This window comes from Xanthomonas arboricola pv. juglandis (assembly GCF_001013475.1).
GTDB classification, from domain to species: Bacteria; Pseudomonadota; Gammaproteobacteria; order Xanthomonadales; family Xanthomonadaceae; genus Xanthomonas; species Xanthomonas arboricola.
In genome coordinates, this window is the sequence record NZ_JZEF01000006.1 from 324,973 (window position 1) to 346,028 (window position 21,056).

Below are 21,056 nucleotides of genomic sequence, written 5' to 3' on the forward strand. Positions count from 1 at the left end.
GTTGCCGTGTTGCCGCCTCATGCAATCGCGGTCGCCATGCCGCATCGCGCTTGCCTCTTTCCATTGCACCGTCAGGAGTCGCCATGACCGCTCTCGTCAGCTTGCGCAACATCACCAAGACCTACCAACGCGGCCCCGAGCAGGTGCAGGTGCTGCACGGCATCGACCTGGAGATCGCCAGCGGCGACTTCGTCGCGTTGATGGGTCCGTCCGGCTCGGGCAAGACCACCTTGCTCAATCTGATCGGCGGGCTGGACAACCCCAGCGGTGGCGAGATCGAGATCCAGGGCGAGCGCATCGACCGCATGAGCGGCGGCCAGCTCGCGACCTGGCGCAGTCACCACGTCGGCTTCGTGTTCCAGTTCTACAACCTGATGCCGATGCTCACCGCGCAAAAGAATGTGGAGCTGCCGTTGCTGCTCACCGCGCTCAACGCCGCGCAACGCAAGCGCAATGCGGAAATCGCCCTGACCCTGGTCGGCCTGCAGGAACGCCGCAACCACAAGCCCAGCGAACTGTCCGGCGGCCAGCAGCAGCGCATGGCGATTGCACGCGCGATCGTGTCCGACCCGACTTTCCTGATCTGCGACGAACCCACCGGCGATCTGGATCGCCACAACGCCGAAGAAATCCTGCGCCTGCTGCAGGAACTCAATCGCGAACACGGCAAGACCATCGTGATGGTCACCCACGACCCCAAGGCCGCCGAGTACGCCACCCATACCATCCACCTGGACAAGGGCGAGCTGGCCGACGCGCCGCTTGTGCTCTAAAGGAGTGATGCCATGAAGTATCTCTGGCTGGTGTGGGCGCAGTTGTTCCGCAGCAAGACCCGCACCTTGTTGACGCTGTTGTCGGTGGTGGCGGCATTTTTGTTGTTCGGCATGCTCGATTCGGTGCGCGTGGCCTTCACCTCCGGCGGCAATGTCAGCGGTGTGGACCGGCTGGTGGTCGCTTCGCGTTTGTCGATTACGCAATCACTGCCGATCAGCCTGGAATCGCAGATCCGCAGCGTGCCGGGCGTGCGCGATGTGACCTCGGCGATGTGGTTCGGCGGTATTTATCGCGACCTGAAGAACTTCTTCCCCAACTTCTCGGTGGCGCCCAACTTCTTCGACGTCTACAGCGAGTACGAACTGCCCAGGGAGCAGCTCAAGGCGTTCCAGACCACGCGCACCGGCGCCATCGTCGGCGAGACCCTGGCCAAGGCCAATGGCTGGAAGATCGGCGACACCATTCCGCTGCAGGCCACCATCTTCCCGCGTGGCGGCAGCAACGACTGGCCGCTGCAACTGGTCGGCATCTTCCGCATGAAGGACCGCGCGGTGGCGGCCAACCAGGAACGCCAGTTGATGATGAACTGGAAATACTTCGACGAGTCCAACGACTACATCAAGAGCAAGGTCAGCTGGTACACCGTGACGTTGCGCAGTGCCGACCAGGCCTCGCGCGTGGCGCAGGCGATCGACGCGTTGTCGGCCAACTCCGATCATGAAACCAAGTCGCAGACCGAATCGGCGTTCCAGCAGGCCTTCATCAAACAGTTCGCCGATATCGGCCTGATCGTCACCTCGATCATGGCCGCGGTGTTCTTCACCTTGTTGCTGCTGACCGGCAACACCATGGCGCAGGCGGTGCGCGAGCGCATACCGGAGCTGGCCACGCTCAAGACGCTGGGCTTTCAGGACCGCACCGTGTTGAGTCTGGTGATGGTGGAGTCGGTGCTGTTGATCGGCCTGGGCGGGTTGATCGGCATGGGTCTGGCGTCGCTGGTGATCCCGCTGGTGGCCGCACGCAGCGGCGGGGTGATGCCGGTGCAGGGCGTGCCGCTGCAGACCTGGTTGGTCGGGCTGGGCCTGATGGCCGGCATCGGCATCGTGGTGGGTGTGCTGCCGGCGCGACGCGCGCAGCGCTTGAAGATCGTCGATGCCCTCGCCGGCCGCTGACAGGAGCAGGCAAATGCAAACCCAATGGAAGAACCGTCTGGTCAATCTGCTGTCGGTCGTGTCGCTGGCCGTCGGGTTGGCCGTGTGGATCGCGCTGCCGTGGATCGGCGTGCTGGTCGCCGCCGCCTTGCTGGCGGTGTGGCTGGTTGTCACGCGCAGCGGCCGGCTGTCGTTGGCCGCTGCACGTATCGGCATCGCCACGCTGCCGCAACGCTGGGGTGCCAGCTCGGTGATCGTGGTCGGCATCGCCGGTGTGGTCGGCGTGCTGGTGGCGATGCTGGCGATGGGCCAGGGGTTTCAGGCCACGCTCAACAGCACCGGCGACGACACCACCGCGATTGTTCTGCGCGGCGGCTCGCAGGCCGAAACCAACTCGGTGATCACCCGCGACCTGGTGCCGCTGATCGGCAGCCTGCCCGGCATCGCCGCCGATGCCAGAGGCCGCCCGCTGCTGTCGCCGGAGCTCTCGCAGGTGGTCAACATCGCCTCCAGATCCGATGGCACCGACGTCAACGCGCAACTGCGTGGCGTGGGCGAACAGGCCTGGGCGGTGCACGACAAGGTCAAGCTGGTGCAGGGCCGGCGCTTCACCCCCGGCCTGCGCGAGATCGTGGTCGGCAAAGGCGCGTTGACTCAGTTCCGCGGACTGCAGCTGGGCAAGACGCTCACCCTCGGCAGCCAGCAATGGACCGTGGTCGGCGTGTTCGCCTCCGGCGATGCGCACGATTCGGAGCTGTGGACCGATGCGCAGACACTGGCCACCACCTACAACCGCAGCGCCTACCAGTCGATCAGCGTGCGCACCGCCGGCAAGGCCGGTTTCAGCCAGTTCAAGACCGCCATGGCCGCCGATCCGCGGCTCAAACTGGATGTGGAAACCACCCGTGCCTACTACGGCAAACAGGGCGGTGGCTTGAACAGGTTGATCAGCATCCTGGGCACGGTGATCGGCGCGATCATGGCGGTGGGCGCGGTGTTCGGCGCGCTCAACACCATGTATGCGGCGGTGGCCACGCGCGCGCGCGAGATCGCCACGATGCGCGCGATCGGTTTCCGCGGCACGCCGGTGATCATGGCGCTGATGCTGGAGACCATGCTGCTGGCGCTGCTGGGCGGCTTGCTCGGTGGCCTGATCGCCTGGGCCATCTTCAATGGCTACAGCGTGTCCACGCTGGGCAGCAACTTCAGCCAGATCGTGTTCCAGTTCAAGGTCTCGCCGGAGCTGTTGTGGAGCGGGCTCAAATGGGCACTGGGCATTGGCCTGGTCGGCGGGCTGTTCCCGGCCTTGCGCGCGGCGCGGTTGCCGATCACCACTGCCTTGCGTGAGGTGTAGCGCGGGCCTTGGCCCGCCGGGAATCGGGAATCGGGAATCGGGAGTGGGGATTGGTGACAGCCAAAGCGGAGCAAGTGCGCTGCTGCGGCTGAACGCAGTGCGGGCTGTCATCGTTCTGTCACTGCACTGCGGTAGATGCGCGGGGCGGGCAGGTCGTAGGCTGCCCGGCCGTTGCATCCATCGATCTTCGCCCATGACGCGCCTGATTCTGCTGGCCTGCGCCTGCCTGTGGCTGGCCGGCTGTTCCTCGTCCTCCACCTCGCTCAGCGAGCGCCTGGTTGCGCCCGGTGGCACCTCGCCATTGCTGGACGAGGAGCGCATTGCCGCCACCATCGCCACGGTGCCCAACCGCAGCGGGCATGTGGTCACGCGCGACCAGGTGCCGATCTTCTGGCGCGCGATCGACCCCGGCCAGTACGCCATGCACTACCGCTATCTCGGCCAGCGCCACGATCCGGCGCATGCGCTGGATGTCGATTTCAGTTTCAAGGTGCCCACCGCGACCCCGCCGACGCCGCGCGGCACCGTGGTGCTGCTGCATGGCTGGATGATGGATGGCGATTCGCTGCTGCCATGGTCGCTGGAACTGGCGCAGGCCGGCTACCGGGTGATCACCATCGACCTGCGCAACCATGGCCATTCCGGCGGTGGCCCGTCCGGTTACGGGACGCGTGAATCCGACGACGTCATCGACGTGCTCGATGCGCTGCAACCGCGTGGCGAGATCCGTGGCCCGCTGTACCTGTTCGGCATTTCCTATGGCGCCGCCACCGCGCTGTTCACCGCCGACAAGCTCGGGCCGCGCGTGACCGGCGTGGTGGCGATGGAATCCTTCGCCAACGCCGGGCGCGGCATTCGCGACATGGTCCCGCACCTGCTCGCCAGCCAACCGGATGGCTGGCGTGGGCAGGCGGTGGCCGCGTATGCGCGCTGGCGCTATGCCGACCAGAATATCGATGCGGTGATCGCCGCCGCCGACCGCCAGCTGCAGCTGGACCTGGACCACGTCGATGTGACGCAGGCCTTGGCCGACACACGCAGCTGCGTGCTGCTGGTGCATGGCGATGCCGATCAGCACATCCCGGTCGCGCATGGGCGTGCGCTGGCGCTGGCCAGCCCGCGCGCGCACTACGTCGAGCTGCCTGGCGAAACCCATCTGAGCCTGCCGCTGCGGCTGGATCTGCTGGGCGCACCGATCGACCAGTGGCTGGCGCAGACGCAACAGGATCCAGGCCACTGCCCCGCGCCGCAGGCACTGCCCACCTCCACGCTGGCGGTAGCGACACCGGCGTTGGCACCGCGCGGCTGAGAGCGGCTGACAGACGTCGCGAGCGGTCGTCAGGTGGGAACGGACCGCGCGCTACGAAACGGTGGGTCTGAATGACATGCCGATGACTGCACCTGCACCGCGGTGAGCGCAGTGGTCTGTTGCTCGCCCTACCTCCAGGCAGGAGCTGCGCAACAGCGGGCTTGTCGAAGCGCGCACCGCGCTGCTGCCCACCGCGCAACGCAGCCGCTGCGCGATTGCCCGGATCGCGCAGCGGCCGATGCTTAAGGCGTCACCACCACCGGCCGCCGCTGCCGCCACAGGCTATCGCCGACGAACAGCAGCAGCCCCACCCAGATCGCGGCAAATCCGATCGCGCGCCCCTGATCGAACGGCTCGTGGAAGAACCACACGCCCAGCAGCAACTGCAGGCTCGGCGCGATGTATTGCAGGATGCCCACCAGCGACAGCGGAATCCGCCGCACGCCATACGCAAACCCGATCAGCGGCACCGCGGTCAGCACGCCGCCCAAGATCAGCAGCAGATCGGTACGCAGGTCCCAGCCGCTCAGGAAGGCGCCGCCATGGCCCTGCTCGCCCCAGCCCGCCAGCAGCAGCGCCGGCACGAACAGGTACACGCTTTCCACACCCAGCCCGGCCACCGGATCCACCGCCACCAGCTTGCGCAGCAGGCCGTAGGCACCGAACGAGAACGCCAGCCCCAGCGCGATCCGCGGCGGCGCACCGGCATCCAGGGTCAGCCACAGCACGCCCACCGCCGCACACACCACCGCCGCCCACTGGATGCGCTGCAGGCGTTCCTTCAGCACCAGCACGCCCAGCAACACGCTCAGCAGCGGATTGATGAAATAGCCCAGGCTGGCCTCGATCACGTGCCCGGCGTTGATCGCCCAGATATACAGGCCCCAGTTGAACGCAATCGCCACGCTGCTGCCTGCCAGCATCCACAGTGCGTGCGGCTGCGCGGCGATGGCGCGCCACCAGCGCAGGCCCGATGTTGCCAGCAACCACGCCACCACCAGCAGCGCGCTCCAGACGATGCGGTGCGCGATGATCTGCAGCGACGGCACCGCCTTGAGCAGATGCCAGTACAGCGGCACCAGGCCCCAGATCACGAAGGTCGATGCGGTGATCAACAGCCCGCGACGCGCCTCGGTCGGCGAGACCGCCGTCATCGCCGGGCCTTGGCCAGGGTCACCACCAGCACGCCGGACAGGATCACCGCCATCGCGCCGATGTCGTGCGCGCTGAAACGCTCATGCCCCAGCCACGCACCCAACGCCACCGCGATCACCGGGTTGACGTAGGCGTAGCTGCCGGCCAACGCCGGGCGCACGTGATGCAGCAGCCACACGTAGGCGGTAAACGCCACGATCGAGCCGAACACGCATAGGTAGGCCACGGCCAGCAGCCCCTGCGAGGTCGGCAGGCTCTGTGGGCGCTCGCCGATCAGCAGGCCGGTGCTGACCAGCAACACGCCGCCGCACAGCATCTGCCCGGCGGCAGTCATGAACGGGGACGGCAGGTCGCGTCCGCGCGACCACACCGAGCCGAAGGCCCAGCCGATCGGCGCGATCAGCAACAACACCAGCCCGCCCGGCGTGGCGGTCAGGCTGCTGCCGGCATTGAGCCAGACCACGCCCAGAAAGCCGATCACGATACCCAGCCATTCGCCACGGCTGGCGTGCTGCCCGCGCAAGGCGCCGAACAAGGCCATCCACAGCGGCACCGATGCCACCGAGGTGGCAGCCAGGCCGGACGACACGCTGCGCTCGGCCAGCACCACCATGCCGTTACCCAGCAGCAACAGGGCCGCGCCCATCATCGCCACGTTCTTCCATTGCGCGCGCGTCGGCGCAGCCACACCGCGCCAGCGCAGCACCGCATACAGCACCGTGCCGGCCACGATGAAGCGCGCCCCGGACACCATGGTCAGCGGCAGCGCACCACCTTCCAACGCAAAGCGGATCGCCAGATAGGTCGAGCCCCAGACCACATAGACCAGCAACAACGCGACAACGACCAGGCCGCTGCGCGCAGGCGCCACAGCATCGTGTGAAGAGGACATCGAAGATTGCCAAATACAGCGGAAGCTTCAATTCTAGATCACCTGCCCACGCCAACGTCGTACGCCTCTCGGGCGCCTGCCGCGGTATGGTGCGCACTGATCCCCGGCCCGGAGTGCATATGCAGCGTCGCGTCCCCTGGTTGATCTTGGCCGCCCTGACCGTGCTGTCGGCCAGCGCATTGGCACGCGTGCCCGAACCCTGGGAGCCCAGCGGGCGCAAACTCCTCGAGGCCGGGCTGGACGGTTCGTTGGCGCCGGAGATCGCGCCCGAACAAACCGAGCTCAAGGTCATGCTCTCGGCAAACCGCGCCGGCGCCTATCTGCTCGGCGTCGCCAGCAGCAGTTACCGCACGCAATGGTGCATGCCGGCCGGCAAGAGTGGCCCGCCGGATATGCAGGCGATCATCAGCGATATCGGCGCGCTACCCGATGCGCGCCTGGACGAGGCCGCACCTGCGTTGATCGTGCAGGCGTTGGCCAAGCGCTACCCGTGCCGCAAATAGGCGGCGCGGTCGCCGCAAGCCGGCTCGACCAACCGCCACGCAATATCCCGATGCACTGACGTTCGCCTCGCCGATCGCCCGACGCCCGGGCTCGAAAGCAGCAGGCGTTTGCACACCGCTGCTCCTACTTGCGCGCGGCGTCGCTGCTGGCGCGGATCGCCTTGAACTCCGAACCGTCCTGCCAGCTCGGCCACTGCCGGCCGTTGGCCAGCGCCACGCCGACGTCGTAGACCAGGGTGGTGTCGGCCGCGTGGCCGCTGGCATCCCACTGCGGGGTCCAGCGATCGCAGGGCTGGTGATAGCACTCGGCAAAATACTTGTCGCGCAGCGCCTTGCCGGCCGCCACGCCGCCGTCGAGCATGTCCAGCCCGGGACCGGCGGTGATCGCCGGCACGCCCATGCGCGCAAAGGCGAAATGGTCGGCGCGGTAGAAGAAGCCCGCTTCCAGATTCGGGTCCGGCGAATAGCTGCGGCCGCGCGCCTTGGCCGCAGTTTCCAAATCACCTTCCAGCGACACCCGTCCGCGTCCCCACGAGGCGATATCGCGGGTGGGGCCATCGGGGCTGAACATCTCCATGTTGAGTACCGCCACGGTCTTGTCCAGCGGCGCCAGCGGATGCGCGGCGTAATAGTTGGCGCCGAGCAGGCCCTTCTCTTCCGCCGTCAACGCGATGAAATACAGCGTGCGTTGCGGCTTGGGGCCGGCCGCGAACACGCGCGCCAGTTCCAGCACGCTGGCCACGCCGGTGGCGTTGTCCACCGCGCCACGCCGCACCGTGTCGCCGCCGGCATCGGCCTTGCCCACGCCGAACGCATCCCAGTGCGCGGAGAAGATCACCGTCTCGTCCGGATGCTGGCTGCCGGTGAGCTTGGCCACCACGTTGTGCGTGACCACGCGCTCGCGCTTGAGCTTGAAGTCCACCGACAGCGTCGCATCGCCCAACGCCATCGGGGCGAAGTCGCGCTGCTGCGCGCGCTGCTTGGCCTGCGCAAAATCCAGCCCGGCGCGCTGGAACAGCGACACCGCCAACGCCTGCTGCATCCAGCCACGCACCGGCACATGCTGCGCCTTCGCATCGGCATCGCTGCGTTCGATATCGAACAACGGCGACAGGCCCGAACTCTGCACCGTCGCCCAGCCGTACGCGGCCGGCGCGGTCTCGTGCACGATCAACACGCCGGCGGCACCACGACGCGCGGCCTCTTCGTACTTGTAGGTCCAGCGGCCGTAGTAGGTCACCGCCTTGCCATCGAAGGCGCCAGGCTGGCTGGATTCGAAGTCGGCATCGTTGATCAGCACCACCGCGATCTTGCCGCGCAGGTCCACGCCCTTGTAGTCGTCCCACTGCCGCTCCGGTGCGCTGATGCCGTAGCCCACGAACACCAGCGGCGCATGCTTCAAGCGCACCGCGTCCTGTGGACGCAGGCTCTGCAGGGTCACATCGGTACCGTTGACCAGCGTCTGGCTCTTGCCGCCGACACGCAGGCTGGCGCGCACCGGGCCATCGACCTGGGCGCGTACCAACGGCACCGCCTGGGTCCAACTGCCCTGCTCGCCACCCGGCTGCAGGCCGCCAGCCTTGAACTGCTCGACCAGGTAATCGACCGTGCGCTGCTCGCCGGCACTAGCCGGCGCACGGCCCTCGAACTCGTCCGAGGCCAGCAGGCGCACATGCCGCGACAACGCTTCGGCATCGATGCCGCCACCGGGCAGATCGTTGGCGGCCTGCGCCACGCCCCCCACGAACAGGCAGGCGGACAACAACAGGATGCGCATCGGATTCACGGCATGGCCTTGCAACAGATAGATGACACACAGTTTACAAGCGCGCGGCCGCCACGGGAGTGCTTTGAGCCGCGTTGGCAAACGCGATGTCTTCCTTTCTAGCAGGCCTCTTGGGCTGCATGGATGCGGTCACGGAGCTGCATGGGGGTGTACGGAATGTCATGCGCGTGGTGATGGCATCGCGCTTTCGACTCACTGGGTTTTTTGAACCGAGACTCTTTTCGCGCCTAGACGCGGCTACGGTTCGAAATCTCGATTGCTTTGGCACTATGATGCCAAGGATCGGGGGTTTTTAGAGCTGCCCTTAAAACGTCTCAGCTACTACCGCTAGCCGAGCAACAAGCTTTCAAAAGCAGCCGACCAACTGTCTGGTGCGATGTACTCGCCGATTGCGGGGGCCGTGTGGCGGCATGGATGCCGCCACCGCGCCTCCACGGACGGATTTACGGCGTGTCACGCAAGCGGTGAGGGCACCGCGTGCTCGACTGACGCGGCTTTTGACTGTTGCCGAACCACGCGACGACTCGCTGCAGCGTTCTAGTGGGGTGTTACCCACTCCAGTGGCGCTAATTGGTGCGCGTCGCGCGATCCAGCCAGCACGCCAGGCCCTGCGCGTTGAGTTCGATATCGGTGCCCAGTAGCTGCGCCACGCGTGCATCGTCCAGCCGGCAGCCGTGCAGGCGGGCGCGCTGCAGATACAGGTCAGTCAGCGCCGCCACCATGCAGCGATGGCGGTCCGCATCCTGCGCGCAGTCCAGCGCGATGGCGGTCATCGCATGGATCTGCTCGACCAATGCCTGCGCCAGTGGCGCCGGCGATTCCACCCGGCCGTAATGGGTGAGATACATCGCCTGCGGCGCGGTCTCCATCAGCCGCGCGATCGAGTGCAGCATCGCCTCCGGTTCGAACTGCACCGGCGAGGAGGTCGGCAGGATGAAGGCGCCTTGCGCGCTATCGAGCCGGCGATACGACAGGCCGAAGGTGTCGCCAGTGAACCAGCTGCGGCTGCGCGCATCCCACACGCACAGATGATGGCGTGCGTGGCCCGGCGTCTCGATGGCGCGCAGCGCGCGCTCGCCCAGCATCACGGTCTGTCCGTCCGCCGCTTCCACCACGCGCTCGGCCGGCACCGGCACGATCGCGCCGTAACTGCGCGCCATTTCCGCCGCGCCGTACACCGCCGTGGCCCCGGCGATCAGCCGGGTGGGATCGATCATGTGCGGTGCGCCGCGCGGATGCACCAGCACCCGCGCATTGGGCAGATGCTGCAGCAAGGCACCCGCTCCGCCGGCGTGATCCAGATGCACGTGGGTCAGGATCAGCCAGTCCACCTGCGCCGGCGTCAGCCCGGCCGACTGCAATGCGGCCAGCATCTGCGGTACCGACAGTGCAGTGCCGCAATCGACGAAGGCGCCACGTTGCGCCTCGACGATCAGGTACGCCGCATCGAACTGCACACCGCCAAAGCCGGTGTCGATGGTGTGGATGCTGGAATCGGCAGTCGCTGTCATTGCTCCCCCACGGCTATGCGAGAGGCCACAGTCTAGCCACCGGCTCCACGGGTGTCGTTACGCCTCGCGCAACACGCGCAGCGCCGCCAGGATCACCGCCGCCTCCACCTGCGCTTGCACGCCCGGCAATTGCAGGTCGCTGCCCTGCTCGGCCTGCTTCAGCCGCGCAATCAGCTGGCCCGCATCGCGTGGCGAGGCGAAGCCATCGCTCTGCAGCAGCAACGCACCGGCGCCATCGGTCAACTTGAAATAGAACTGCCCGTCGCTCTCGCGGTATTGCTTGAACACCGGCGGCGCGCTCTTCTCGCCCACCGGCGTCACAGCCGCATCGCCCTGACTGGACAGATCGCGCAGCCCCACCGCAGCACGCAGCTCGGCCAAAAACGGCGTGGCGTAGCGCGCGCGCAGACGTGCGCCGCCGGCGCGCAGAATTGCCTCGATCTTTGCCGGCTCGGCCATCAGCGCCTCGTAACGCGTGCGCAGCGGTGCGATCTCCTGGTCGATACGCTCGAACAGCTGCTGCTTGGCATCGCCCCAGCCGATGCCATCGGCAAAATCCTGCGCAAAGGCCGCCGTTTCCTGCGGAGTGGCGAAGGCCTGGTACAGCTGGAACAATGCCGACCCCTGGGTGTCCTTGGCCTCGCCCGGCGCGCGCGAATCGGTGAGGATGGAGAACACCAGCTTGCGCAGTTCCTCGCGCGGTGCGAACAGCGGAATCGTGTTGCCGTAACTCTTGCTCATCTTGCGGCCGTCCAGACCCGGCAAGGTCGAGACCTGCTCGTCGATCACCGCCTCGGGCAAGTTGAAGAAGTCACGGCCGTACACGTGGTTGAAACGCTGGGCGAAATCGCGCGCCATCTCGATATGCTGGATCTGGTCGCGCCCCACCGGCACCTTGTGCGCGTTGAAGATCAGGATGTCTGCGGCCATCAACACCGGATACATGAACAAGCCGGCGGTCACGCCCGCGTCCTCGTCTTCGCCGTCTGCGCGATTCTTGTCCACCGCTGCCTTGTAGGCATGCGCGCGGTTGAGGATGCCCTTGCCGGCCACGCAGGTCAGCAGCCACAGCAACTCGGTGGTCTCCGGCACATCGGACTGGCGATAGAACCACACCGTTTCCGGGTCCAGGCCGCAGGCCAGCCAGCTGGCGGCGATCTCCAGCGTGGAGCGCTGCGTCCGCGCCGGGTCCTGCGCCTTGATAAGGCTGTGCAGGTCGGCCAGGAAGTAGAAGCTTTCCGCATCGGCAGCCGTACTGGCCTGGATGGCCGGGCGGATCGCGCCGACGTAATTGCCCAGATGCGGGGTGCCGGAAGTGGTGATGCCGGTAAGGACGCGAGTGGTCATCTGCGTAAGGCCAGGGAGTCAGCACGCAAGTTTAGCGGTTCCGTGCCCCTGGCATGACCGCGGCGGTGCCTCGCGCCTGCCGCTGCCGGCACCGGCGGCAGAAGCAAAACGGGCCGCATCGAGCGGCCCGTCCTGTGCAGTTGCGCTCACCACGGCGGGTGGGCGCGGTTGCGCGGCACCGTCAGGTGTCGTCGCGCAACGACTTTTCGAAGGCGCGCACCTCGGTCTGGGCGCGGTCGCGGTCCCAGCCGTAGCGCTCCTGGAGCTTGCCCTGCAGATATTCGGCATTGCCCTCGGCAACCTTGAAATCGTCGTCGGTGAGGTCGCCCCACTTGGCCTGCGCCTTGCCCTTGAGCTGGGTCCACTTGCCGGAAATGATGTCAGTGTTCATTGCGTCGACTCCGCTGATGCGGCCGCGATTGACCGTCTACGCAGGTTGCCCACGGCGCCGTTCGCCGCAGATCAAAAGCCGTCAAATCCGCACTCACCGCACTGAACGGTTGCCTACGCTTGCCGCGCAGTTCTACGCATGGCTGCACTGTCGCATGCCCAGATGCGTCGCCGCACTGCCCTGCCTGCGCAAGGCATCAGGCAAAAAAAACGGGCCTTGCGGCCCGTTTTTTCTGCATGCAGCGCTAGATTACTTGCGCGCAGCGTCTTCCACCTTCTCGCCAGCGCCCTGCACGTCCTTGCCGGCACCTGCGACGGTGTTGCAACCCGACAGCATACCGACCGACAACACCGACAGCACCAGCAGCACAATTGCACGCTTCATAACAGACTCCTTCGTGGGTAAAGCGGCGGCTTGCCGCAGATCAATCAAATCAAACAACTAGGGTTCAAACAAAACGCAAGGATCAGCACTTACCGTCGCTGCAATTGTCGGCCTTCTTTTCGACCTTCTCACCTGCACCCTGCATGTCCTTGCCAGCGCCGGCCATGGTGTTGCAGCCAGTCATCACGCCGGCCGAAAACAGGCCCAGTACCATCAGTGTCAGCAGTCGCTTCATCGGTCTTCCTCAGTTCTGCGTTCGGTGCAGACGCACCGTGTCTGGCGACAAATCTGACTGCGCGGCCGTGGATTTGATGTGAACGCGGCGTGCTGCGTTCAGCGATCGATCAATCTCGCATCAGTGTCGACTTGCCAAACAGGCTCTCGACCAGATCCACCGCCAGCTCGGCGGTGGCGTTGCGGTTGTCCAGGACCGGATTGAGCTCGACGATATCCAGCGACCCCATGCGCCCGGTGTCGGCGATCATCTCCATCACCAGCTGCGCCTCGCGGTAGTTGGGCCCACCCGGCACGGTGGTGCCCACGCCCGGTGCGATGCTCGGGTCCAGGAAATCCACGTCGAAGCTCACATGCAGATGGGTGTCCTCGCTCATGCCCTGCAGGGCGGTCTCCATGGTGCGCTTCATGCCGGCCTCGTCGATGTAGCGCATGTCGTAGACATCGATGCGGTGCTGCTTGATCAGGCGCTTCTCCTCCGGGTCCACCGAGCGGATGCCGATCTGCCGCACCTGCTCGGGCAGCAACGCCGGTGCGCTGCCGCCCAGATGCGTCAACGCCTGCGGGCCCAGCCCGCACAGGCAGGCCACCGGCATGCCGTGGACGTTGCCCGACGGCGTCACCTCGCTGGTATTGAAGTCCGAGTGCGCATCCAGCCACAGCACCCGCAGCGGGCGTTGCTGCTCGCGGCAGTACTTGGCCACCGCGGTGATCGAGCCGATGCCCAGGCAGTGGTCGCCACCGAGCATGATCGGCATGCGGCCGGCGCGCAGCTGCGCATAGCTGGCCTCCATCAGCGCCTGGTTCCAGGCGACCACCTCGTCCAGATGCCGGTAGCCGGCCTGCGGGGCTTGCCAGGGATTGCGCGGGCCGTCCAGGTTGCCCAGGTCGTGCACCTCCACGCCACGGCCGATCAAGGCCTCCTGCAGCCCGGCGATGCGCAACGCCTCCGGCCCCATCCGCGCACCACGGTGGCCGGCACCGATGTCGGTGGGAACGCCAATCAGGGAAACCGGCAGGTACTGCGTCGCCATGCATTGCTCCAGCATCGAGAAAGCGCTGCAGTCTAGTCGCCGGCTCGCGCACTGACGCGCGGCAGCGCAGCACGGCGCCCGGCCTGCGTCACCGATCACGCAATCGCATTTGCCACTGCAGCAATCCAAAGTGCGGCCGATACTGCGTAGCGGGTAATCGTCGGACCGGTACGGACGGCAGGCGCAACGCCGCAGTACAGGCGCGCTGCAGTTCGGCCGGAGCACTGGCAGTGCATCGGCCGCGCCCGCTTGGCGGCGGCAAACGCGGTCTGATGGCTGCTTGAAGTGACGTGGTTGGGCAGTTTGTGGCGTATCTGCGTTTTGCGGAATGTGCTTGTCTGACCGCACAGTTAAGACATTGAGGGTGCTATGACGATGACGGAAGGTGCCGATGCTACTGTTCGCCCGCCAGCGCGGGACCCGGTGTCATCGGCAAGGCCTTTCATCGCGCAGTGCGTTTCGTACACGGGAGGATTTCATGCCGCATAACGCCGTCAACCAGGTCGTCAAGGCTGCCGTGGGCGAGGTCGCGCGGGCGTCGCACCAATACGATCTGCAGCGCATCGGGCGCGAGTTCGCGCAGACCATCGAGCGCGAGCCGGGCATCCGTCTGCTGATGCTGTCCACTGCCGACGGGCGTGCCATCGCCGAACAATCCAGCCTGGATGTGGACGGCCGCCGGCTGGCAGCGATGGCCAATTCGTTCCTGACCCTGGGCGAGACCCTGGCACGCGAATCCAGTCTGAGCGAAGCCGACTACGCCACCATCAGTACGCGTGGCGGGCAGCTGGTGCTGATCCGCATTCGCGCCGACAAACCGCTGACGCTCACCGCGGTGGGCGGCAGCGACCTCAACGCCGCGGCGCTGCTGTTCAACGCACGCGACTGCGCCGGCCGCCTGGCAACTGCACTGGCGCAGCCGGCCAACTGAGCGTTTGGCACTGTTCGTGCTTGTGCCAGTGCACTGATTTCTCACCGCTCGTAAGGACGACCCGTGTCAAAACTCAACCTGGAACACCTGCATTCGATCGCCGGCTTCGTCGGCGCTGCCCTGGTCGATAGCGACAGCGGCATGGCGCTGGGCATGACCGGCGGCACCGATCTCAACCTGGAACTTGCCGCGGCCGGCAATACCGAAGTGGTGCGTGCCAAGCGCCGTATTGCCGAGCAGCTCGGCCTCAACGACACCATCGAAGACATCCTGATCACCCTGGCGCGTCAATACCACCTGCTGCGCCCGCTGGAGAGCAACGGCACCTTGTTCCTGTACGTCGTGCTGGATCGCGCCAAGGCCAATCTGGCCATGGCCCGTCACGAGCTCAAGGCGTTCGAGAAGACCCTGGACTTCGGTTGATGCCAACCAGGCGGCGCGCACGCGTCGCCTGCCCCGCCTGCCGGTGCGCACCGGCAGGCACCGCACTTGCTACGCGCCGACGCGGCGCCCTGTCATGACCTCACCCATTCACACCATGCGGGTCGCCACGGCCGGCCTGGACCTGCTGCACACCACGCGCCTGAAACTGGCGTGTTCGTTGCTGCTGGCCGAGCGCATCGACGTGCAGTTGGGGCAATGGCCGCAACACGCCGCCGAGGTGGTGGTGCTGGGGCTGGAAAGCCCCGATGGCCTGGCCGCCTGGCAGGCCTTGCAGGGGCAACCCGTGCGCGTGCTGGTGGTGTCGCGGACACCGGTCGGCGGCGCATGGCTCAAGCACGGTGCCACCGTGCGCGAACTCAACGAGCAGATGCGCCTGTTGCTGTCGTCCTCCGATCATGCGCAGGTCGCCGAGCCGGCCTTGCTGGTCCGCCATTGCCGCGGCGAATTCGGCACCGCTGCGGTGCTGTTGCGCAACGCGCACCTGCAGGTGCGCGTGGACCCGGCCAACAGCTGCGTGCAGTTGCCCGCCGGCATCGCCTTGACCGAGCTGCTGGCAGCCCTGGACCGCCCCGGCTGGCAGATTGCGCCGGACACTGCCGATAGCGCACTGAGCCAACGTATTTCCTTCGAAGCGCTGTATTTCGCCTTGCCCGAGCACCTGCGCCCCGCGCTGCCGGCGGTCGAACCCGGCCATGCGCTGCGGTTGCGGCAATGGCCGGAGCTGAGCGCCGAGACCAGTTCGCCGGCGCAGCTGCTTGCCATTGCCCACCTGCATGCGCGCCCGTGGCGCCCGCAGGCGCTGGCCAATGCTTGCAAGCTGCCGCTGCAAACGGTGGAATGCCTGTTCGCCGCTGCACTCGCCAGTGGCCTTGCCCAGACTGCGGAGATTCCCGTGCCTGCAACGCAGCCCCGTCCGGACAGCAGCAACTCCCGGTTTTTCTCCTGGGTCGCACGTCGCTTTGGCCTCTCTCTCTTTCAGGCGCAGTCATGAGTCTTCCGGCCAACAAACTGGTGTTCGTTGGCGGCATGGGCGCCGGCAAGACCACCGCCGTGCGTGCCATCTCCGACGTGGAGCCGGTCAGCACCGAGATGCCGCTCAGCCAGGATGCCTACGGCGACAAGACCTACACCACGGTCGCACTGGACTACAGCTCAATCGAGCTGGAAGACGGCGAGTTGCTGCACGTCTACGGCGTGCCCGGGCAGAAATACCTGGATTTCATGTGGCCGCTGGTGTGCGACGGCGCGTTGGGCGTGATCGTGCTGGTCAGCGCGCGCGATCCGCAGATGCGCGATGCCACCGTGGCCTTGCTGCGCGAGTTTTCGCAGATCGCACCTGCGGCAAGCCTGGCGGTGGGCATCACCATGACCGACGAAATGCAGGACTTTTTGCTGCCGCCGTTCCGCGATGCGCTGGTAGCCGAAGGCTTCCGCATCCCGGTCATGCGCGTGGACGCGCGCTCGGCCACCCAGATCACGTTCCTGGTGAAGTCGCTGCTGTCCTATCGCTATACCTCGGCGACCAGCTGAGCGGCCGTGCGCGTGGCGCATGCCGACGTGGTCGGCGAACGAGCAAAACAAGGAATCCGGTCACGACGGTGCCTGATCGGGCGTCACGCGGGGGATGCCGCCTCTAGGGTGGCGGCGACGCGTCCATCTTCCTTGATGCCAGACACGCGACGCGAACGTCATACATTCGAGCGCTTTGCCTGACTTGTTCAGTATGGCGCGCGATCAAAAGCCAGGGCATCGGGACGTTCCCGACATCGCGCAGGACATACCGGTCATACGGCATAAGCAATAGCGCAGCCAGTCGCGCCTGCACCCGGCGATCGTGATGCGATTGTTGTGCGCGCCCGGCACTGCGTTGGATAGAACGGTCGTCAAGCCATCTCGCACAGGCACCGACGCGCGGCAGCGGCGGTGCCATCGGTGACGCGCAGCGGAGATGCGATGCGCCAGGATCGGCCGCTGCAGGGCGACTTCCACGCCGATCGTGGTGCTGATCCAGCACCACGATCGGATAAAGTAGCGCGATGACAATCGAACTGAAGCCCGGCGGTCTGCTGATCGCGATCGAAGGCATCGACGGCGCCGGCAAGACCACCCTCGCCCGCAGCCTGGCCACAACACTGGAAGCGGCCGGCGCGCGCGTCGTGCTGAGCAAGGAGCCGACCAATGGCCCCTGGGGCACCCAGCTGCGCCAGTCCGCCGCCACCGGCCGCCTCAGCGCCGACGAAGAAGCCGAGCTGCTGATCCGCGACCGCCACGAACACGTGGACACCCTGATCGCACCGGCGCTGGCACGCGGCGACATCGTGATCCTGGACCGCTATTTCCCCTCGATGGTCGCCTACCAGGGCGCCGCCGGCCTGCCGCTGGACGATCTGCTGGAGCGCAACGCCTTCGCGCCGCGCCCGGACGTGTTGCTGCTGCTCGACCTGCCCCCACCCACCGGCCTGGCGCGTATCCGCGCCCGCGGCGATGCACCCAATCACTTCGAAACCCAGGACAACCTGGAACGCTGCCGCAGCATCTTTGCCCAGCTGCAGTTACCGGGGAAGCACGTCGTGGACGCCAGCGCCGATGCGGACAGCGTGCTCCGCCAGGCCCATGCCATCGTCGTCGCCGCACTGGCCGAACGCCTGCGCGTCGACGCCACCGATGCCGACCAGGCCACGCTGGAACTGCTATCGGCCGGTCGCCCGGCCTGAGTCGCTGTTGCCTGCGCGCAGGCAACAGCGACTGGCGCGCTGTGATTCGCCGGCTGCGGGCAGATAGCTGTTTTCGGCCGATCAAACCGAGCAAGACGCGGCCTGGAGACGATGACCCACAGCGCAGTCAATTGCATGCGCCCCGTGCGTCTACAGGTTGAACCAAGAACCTTCGTGGTGCCGGCACCCGGATTCGAACTGGGGACCTACCGCTTACAAGGCGGTTGCTCTACCAACTGAGCTATGCCGGCAAAGGCAGGCGCGTTGCGCGCCGGTGCGCATTCTAGCGCAGCGCGGCGCAATCTAGCGACCGCTGACGCGCCGCACCGGCGGTGCCTTGCAATGTGCCGATCGCGGCCGTGCTGCGCACATCGATCCACCAGCGCGATTGCCCGGTGCCGCTGGGCAGCAACTGCGCCGGAAACCCCGCACCGACCAGGCTGGCCTGACGGCGCTCGGCACGCTCGCGACTCTGGTACTGCCCCAGCGCGATGCTGTTGTCCTCGCCCTGGGCAATCACGTAATAGTCGCCCATGCCGGCGGCGGCGATGCGCTTGACCAAGGCCTGCGCCGCCGCACGATCGCCGACATTGGGCAGCATCACCCGGAACGTACTGACCCCGGCGTCCTTGTCCTCGCGCACGCGGGTACGCGCGGCCTGGCCACGCAGGCGTGCCAGCGCGGCATCGGCATCGGCGCGCGCCGCATACGGCCCCAGGCTGGCGCAGCGCTCCGGCGCAGCGGCGGGAGTAGGTACCGCTGGCGATGGTTTGATCGCCGCTGCCGCAACCTCGTTCGGTGTTGGAGCGACCTTGGCTGGTGGTGGAACCTGTGCCGATGTCTGCGACGTTGCGACCACCTTCGCGGCGGCCGCAGCAGTCGAAGAAGACGCCGCCGTGGGTGCCGTCGGTGTCTCAGTCGATGCCGGTGTCTCAGTCGATGCCGGTGTCGGTGTCGGTGCAGGTGCAGGTGCAGGTGCAGGTGCAGGTGCATCCGATGGTGCGGCGCCAGCAGCTGCCGGGCCCATGCCTGCCTCGCTCGCCTCGCCTGGCGCTGCTGGCGATGCTGCCGCAGTGCTCGGCAGCACTTCCAGGCGCGCCACACCGGCCGGCTGCGGCGGTGCCGCCACTGCTGCCGGTGCCGGCTGCAACGCCCACCACAGGGCCACACCGGCATTGAGGACGATCAGGACGACGATGAGTGCGCGGACATACATGCGATGGATTCTAAGCGCGGGCAGTCACAACCGGCGAGCGCTGGTCGGCTTGCTGCCCACGCCAGGCAGTGGGCGCAGTGTACGAGCGCTGCCGATCGATTCCGTCTGCCGGCGGCACCCGCCGCGTGGCCGCACGATCGCATGGCTCGCCGTTCAAGGCGCCGACGCAGACCTCGCCCAGGTCGCCAGCCCATCCAGCACCAGCGCAGCGCGGAAGCTGGCATCGGGCAACAACGGCAGCAGCGGCGGCGCGCCGCCCCCGTGCACCAGCAGCCGCACCGGCACGCCCAGACTGCGTTGCGCGTGCTGCAGGCTACGCTCGATCAGCGCCACCGCCGCGCCATCGCAGCCGGAGGTCAGCGCGTCGTCGGTGTCGTCGGCCAGCTCGACATAGGTCCCGCCACTGGCCGGCAACTGCACCGCGCGCGCATGCAGCGCCTCGCGCATGGTGGTCGGCGAGGCGGCGATGCGGCCGCCGTGGTGCCTCCCATCGGCGCCGAGTACATCGATGGTCAACGCGGTACCCACGCCAGCCACCAGCACCGGTGCGTCGCCGCATGCGCCCAGCAGCGCCAGGAAGCGATCGACCCCAAAGCGGCCCGGGTCTGCGTAGGCGATGCGGATGCCGGCGCATTCGGCCGCAGTCCGCACGATGCGCACCTGTTCGAAACGCTCGCGCAGGCAGCCGAGCATGCGCTGCGTCAACGCCGGCGCAGCCACGCTGGCCACGTGCGCGATGCGCCCGGTGGGCAAGGCCGACAACGCGGCCGCATCCATCGCCTCGGCACCGTGCGGCCAGGCCTGCACATCGCCGGCGCGGTCGCCCTGCAGCGGTGCGTACTTGAACCGCGAATTTCCCAGGTCGAACAACCACTCGCTCATGCAGGTCTCACGCTCACTTCTCCGGAGTGGAACAGCCGCACCGTCTCGCCCAGTTGCACCCGCAATGCGCCGTCGGCCGCCAGGCCAAGCGCAATGCCGTGATGCCGGGTGCCGGCCTCCTCGACCTGCACCGCGCGGCCGCTCAGGACGTCCAGGGCCGCATAGCGGCCCAGGAACGGGGCCAGCCCCTGCACCTCGAACAGCTCCAGCGCCGGCAGCAGCGCCGACAACACTGCAGCCACCACGGTATCGCGCGACACCGCGCGGCCGGCCAGCGTATCCAGATCCACCCACGGCTGGTCGATCGCAGCGGCCGCTGCCGCCGGCATATGCACGTTCAAACCCAGCCCGATCACCGCGCGCGCGTTGCCGGCCATTTCGCCGCCGCCTTCGATCAGCAGGCCGCCCAGCTTGCGCTCGCGCGCCAGCAGATCGTTGGGCCACTTCAACCCGACATCGGCAAAGCCGCAATCACGCAGGGCCTCGGCCACCGCCACACCCACGGCCAGGCTGAGCCCGGCCAGCTGGCCCAATCCGCCGCTGAAACGGCGCGAGGCCGACAGATAGATGTGCGCACCCAGTGGCGAGGTCCATTGACGCCCACGCCGGCCGCGCCCGCCGGTCTGCCGCTCGGCCAGCAGCACCGCCACGCCCTGCGCCGGCGCCGGGCGCGCCAGCAAGCTGGTATTGGTGGATTCCAGCGTCCAGGCGACCTCCAGCGCAGCCAGGCCTGTCAGCGCATCGGCCGCCATCGCCGCACGAATGCGCACGTCGTCCAGCAGGTCCAGCGGCGCCGCCAGGCGGTAGCCGTCCCCGGCCCGCCCTTCGATCTCGACCCCGGCCGCGCGCAGATTCTGGATCCGCTTCCACACCGCCGCACGGGTCAGCCCGGCATCGCGCGCCAACGCATCGCCGGATAGCCGGCCGCTCGCAAGTTTGGCCAGCAAGGCGCGGTCATCCACGGCAAGTCCCCAAATCGATCCGCGAAAGTATGCGCCAAGCGTCCGCACCCGCCCAGCCTGGCTTGCGTGAGGGAGTGAAAAG

The 21,056-nt window shown here is 67.1% G+C and carries 22 protein-coding genes, 1 tRNA gene and 1 other RNA gene; 10 read left to right on the forward strand and 14 right to left on the reverse strand.

The window, feature by feature from the left end; genetic code table 11:
- The first annotated feature begins 83 nt into the window (after positions 1 to 83).
- The 4 genes from XARJCFBP2528_RS20630 (at position 84) to XARJCFBP2528_RS20645 (ending at position 4,588) form a co-directional block, all read left to right on the forward strand.
- Positions 84 to 773 (forward strand): ABC transporter ATP-binding protein, encoded by a 690-nt coding sequence (locus XARJCFBP2528_RS20630; RefSeq protein ID WP_016902637.1) that lies wholly within the window; start codon positions 84 to 86, stop codon positions 771 to 773.
- 12 nt (positions 774 to 785) lie between these two features.
- Positions 786 to 1,946 carry an ABC transporter permease gene (locus tag XARJCFBP2528_RS20635; RefSeq protein WP_016902636.1) on the forward strand — a complete coding sequence of 387 codons (1,161 nt, stop codon included), beginning with the start codon at positions 786 to 788 and terminating at the stop codon, positions 1,944 to 1,946.
- A gap of 13 nt (positions 1,947 to 1,959) precedes the next feature.
- On the forward strand, positions 1,960 to 3,279 hold the full coding sequence (locus XARJCFBP2528_RS20640) for an ABC transporter permease (RefSeq protein WP_016902635.1): 1,320 nt from the start codon (positions 1,960 to 1,962) through the stop codon (positions 3,277 to 3,279).
- 193 nt (positions 3,280 to 3,472) lie between these two features.
- Positions 3,473 to 4,588, forward strand: coding sequence for an alpha/beta fold hydrolase (locus tag XARJCFBP2528_RS20645; protein WP_016902634.1), 1,116 nt, complete (start codon positions 3,473 to 3,475; stop codon positions 4,586 to 4,588).
- A 4-nt stretch (positions 4,589 to 4,592) separates the two neighbouring features.
- On the opposite strand, the gene XARJCFBP2528_RS23025 is transcribed toward XARJCFBP2528_RS20645, so the two are convergent.
- From XARJCFBP2528_RS23025 to yedA, 3 genes are all read right to left on the reverse strand, one after another.
- Positions 4,593 to 4,666, reverse strand: a non-coding RNA gene (locus tag XARJCFBP2528_RS23025) — sX9 sRNA.
- 164 nt (positions 4,667 to 4,830) lie between these two features.
- Positions 4,831 to 5,742, reverse strand: a complete 912-nt coding sequence (gene rarD / locus XARJCFBP2528_RS20650) for an EamA family transporter RarD (protein ID WP_016902633.1) — start codon at positions 5,740 to 5,742, stop codon at positions 4,831 to 4,833.
- The gene (yedA, locus tag XARJCFBP2528_RS20655) at positions 5,739 to 6,635 is read right to left on the reverse strand and encodes a drug/metabolite exporter YedA (RefSeq protein ID WP_024939056.1); all 897 of its coding nucleotides are present in this window, start codon (positions 6,633 to 6,635) and stop codon (positions 5,739 to 5,741) included. The genes rarD and yedA overlap by 4 nt, the downstream gene beginning before the upstream one ends.
- A gap of 86 nt (positions 6,636 to 6,721) precedes the next feature.
- Between yedA and XARJCFBP2528_RS20660 the strand changes: the two genes are divergently transcribed.
- Positions 6,722 to 7,138, forward strand: coding sequence for a Rap1a/Tai family immunity protein (locus tag XARJCFBP2528_RS20660; RefSeq protein WP_026064938.1), 417 nt, complete (start codon positions 6,722 to 6,724; stop codon positions 7,136 to 7,138).
- A 124-nt stretch (positions 7,139 to 7,262) separates the two neighbouring features.
- Here the strand turns inward: XARJCFBP2528_RS20660 and XARJCFBP2528_RS20665 are convergent, their stop codons facing one another.
- The 7 genes from XARJCFBP2528_RS20665 to rocF all read right to left on the reverse strand — a co-directional run bounded on the left by XARJCFBP2528_RS20665 (position 7,263) and on the right by rocF (position 13,825).
- Positions 7,263 to 8,915, reverse strand: coding sequence for a M28 family metallopeptidase (locus XARJCFBP2528_RS20665; RefSeq protein ID WP_016905019.1), 1,653 nt, complete (start codon positions 8,913 to 8,915; stop codon positions 7,263 to 7,265).
- A gap of 575 nt (positions 8,916 to 9,490) precedes the next feature.
- Positions 9,491 to 10,435, reverse strand: coding sequence for an MBL fold metallo-hydrolase (locus tag XARJCFBP2528_RS20670; RefSeq protein ID WP_016904512.1), 945 nt, complete (start codon positions 10,433 to 10,435; stop codon positions 9,491 to 9,493).
- Positions 10,436 to 10,492: 57 nt separating this feature from the next.
- Positions 10,493 to 11,782, reverse strand: coding sequence for a tryptophan--tRNA ligase (locus tag XARJCFBP2528_RS20675; protein ID WP_016904513.1), 1,290 nt, complete (start codon positions 11,780 to 11,782; stop codon positions 10,493 to 10,495).
- Positions 11,783 to 11,963: 181 nt separating this feature from the next.
- Entirely contained in the window at positions 11,964 to 12,173 is a 210-nt protein-coding gene (locus XARJCFBP2528_RS20680; RefSeq protein ID WP_016904514.1) for a CsbD family protein, read from the reverse strand.
- Positions 12,174 to 12,422: 249 nt separating this feature from the next.
- The gene (locus XARJCFBP2528_RS20685) at positions 12,423 to 12,557 is read right to left on the reverse strand and encodes an entericidin A/B family lipoprotein (RefSeq protein WP_016904515.1); all 135 of its coding nucleotides are present in this window, start codon (positions 12,555 to 12,557) and stop codon (positions 12,423 to 12,425) included.
- Positions 12,558 to 12,639: 82 nt separating this feature from the next.
- Complete coding sequence (locus tag XARJCFBP2528_RS20690) at positions 12,640 to 12,792, reverse strand: entericidin A/B family lipoprotein (RefSeq protein WP_006451340.1); 153 nt, start codon at positions 12,790 to 12,792, stop codon at positions 12,640 to 12,642.
- 109 nt (positions 12,793 to 12,901) lie between these two features.
- Positions 12,902 to 13,825: an arginase gene (gene rocF / locus XARJCFBP2528_RS20695; RefSeq protein ID WP_026064823.1), complete on the reverse strand. Its 924-nt coding sequence runs from the start codon at positions 13,823 to 13,825 to the stop codon at positions 12,902 to 12,904.
- A gap of 478 nt (positions 13,826 to 14,303) precedes the next feature.
- Between rocF and XARJCFBP2528_RS20700 the strand changes: the two genes are divergently transcribed.
- The 5 genes from XARJCFBP2528_RS20700 to tmk all read left to right on the forward strand — a co-directional run bounded on the left by XARJCFBP2528_RS20700 (position 14,304) and on the right by tmk (position 17,914).
- Complete coding sequence (locus tag XARJCFBP2528_RS20700) at positions 14,304 to 14,756, forward strand: roadblock/LC7 domain-containing protein (RefSeq protein ID WP_016904517.1); 453 nt, start codon at positions 14,304 to 14,306, stop codon at positions 14,754 to 14,756.
- Between the two features lie 63 nt (positions 14,757 to 14,819).
- The gene (locus XARJCFBP2528_RS20705; protein WP_016904518.1) at positions 14,820 to 15,179 is read left to right on the forward strand and encodes a roadblock/LC7 domain-containing protein; all 360 of its coding nucleotides are present in this window, start codon (positions 14,820 to 14,822) and stop codon (positions 15,177 to 15,179) included.
- Positions 15,180 to 15,273: 94 nt separating this feature from the next.
- A complete protein-coding gene (locus tag XARJCFBP2528_RS20710; RefSeq protein WP_026064824.1) occupies positions 15,274 to 16,191 on the forward strand; it encodes a hypothetical protein in 918 nt (305 codons plus the stop codon).
- Positions 16,188 to 16,730, forward strand: a complete 543-nt coding sequence (locus XARJCFBP2528_RS20715) for a GTP-binding protein (protein WP_016904520.1) — start codon at positions 16,188 to 16,190, stop codon at positions 16,728 to 16,730. The genes XARJCFBP2528_RS20710 and XARJCFBP2528_RS20715 overlap by 4 nt, the downstream gene beginning before the upstream one ends.
- Positions 16,731 to 17,236: 506 nt before the next feature.
- Positions 17,237 to 17,914: a dTMP kinase gene (gene tmk, locus XARJCFBP2528_RS20720; protein WP_016904521.1), complete on the forward strand. Its 678-nt coding sequence runs from the start codon at positions 17,237 to 17,239 to the stop codon at positions 17,912 to 17,914.
- A gap of 175 nt (positions 17,915 to 18,089) precedes the next feature.
- On the opposite strand, the gene XARJCFBP2528_RS20725 is transcribed toward tmk, so the two are convergent.
- The 4 genes from XARJCFBP2528_RS20725 to birA form a co-directional block, all read right to left on the reverse strand.
- Positions 18,090 to 18,165: transfer RNA gene (locus XARJCFBP2528_RS20725), tRNA-Thr, on the reverse strand.
- Between the two features lie 32 nt (positions 18,166 to 18,197).
- Complete coding sequence (locus XARJCFBP2528_RS20730) at positions 18,198 to 19,130, reverse strand: SPOR domain-containing protein (RefSeq protein WP_047125045.1); 933 nt, start codon at positions 19,128 to 19,130, stop codon at positions 18,198 to 18,200.
- A 153-nt stretch (positions 19,131 to 19,283) separates the two neighbouring features.
- Positions 19,284 to 20,012, reverse strand: coding sequence for a type III pantothenate kinase (locus tag XARJCFBP2528_RS20735; RefSeq protein ID WP_016902775.1), 729 nt, complete (start codon positions 20,010 to 20,012; stop codon positions 19,284 to 19,286).
- Positions 20,009 to 21,022: a bifunctional biotin--[acetyl-CoA-carboxylase] ligase/biotin operon repressor BirA gene (gene birA / locus XARJCFBP2528_RS20740; RefSeq protein ID WP_308409838.1), complete on the reverse strand. Its 1,014-nt coding sequence runs from the start codon at positions 21,020 to 21,022 to the stop codon at positions 20,009 to 20,011. The genes XARJCFBP2528_RS20735 and birA overlap by 4 nt, the downstream gene beginning before the upstream one ends.
- Positions 21,023 to 21,056: the final 34 nt, after the last annotated feature.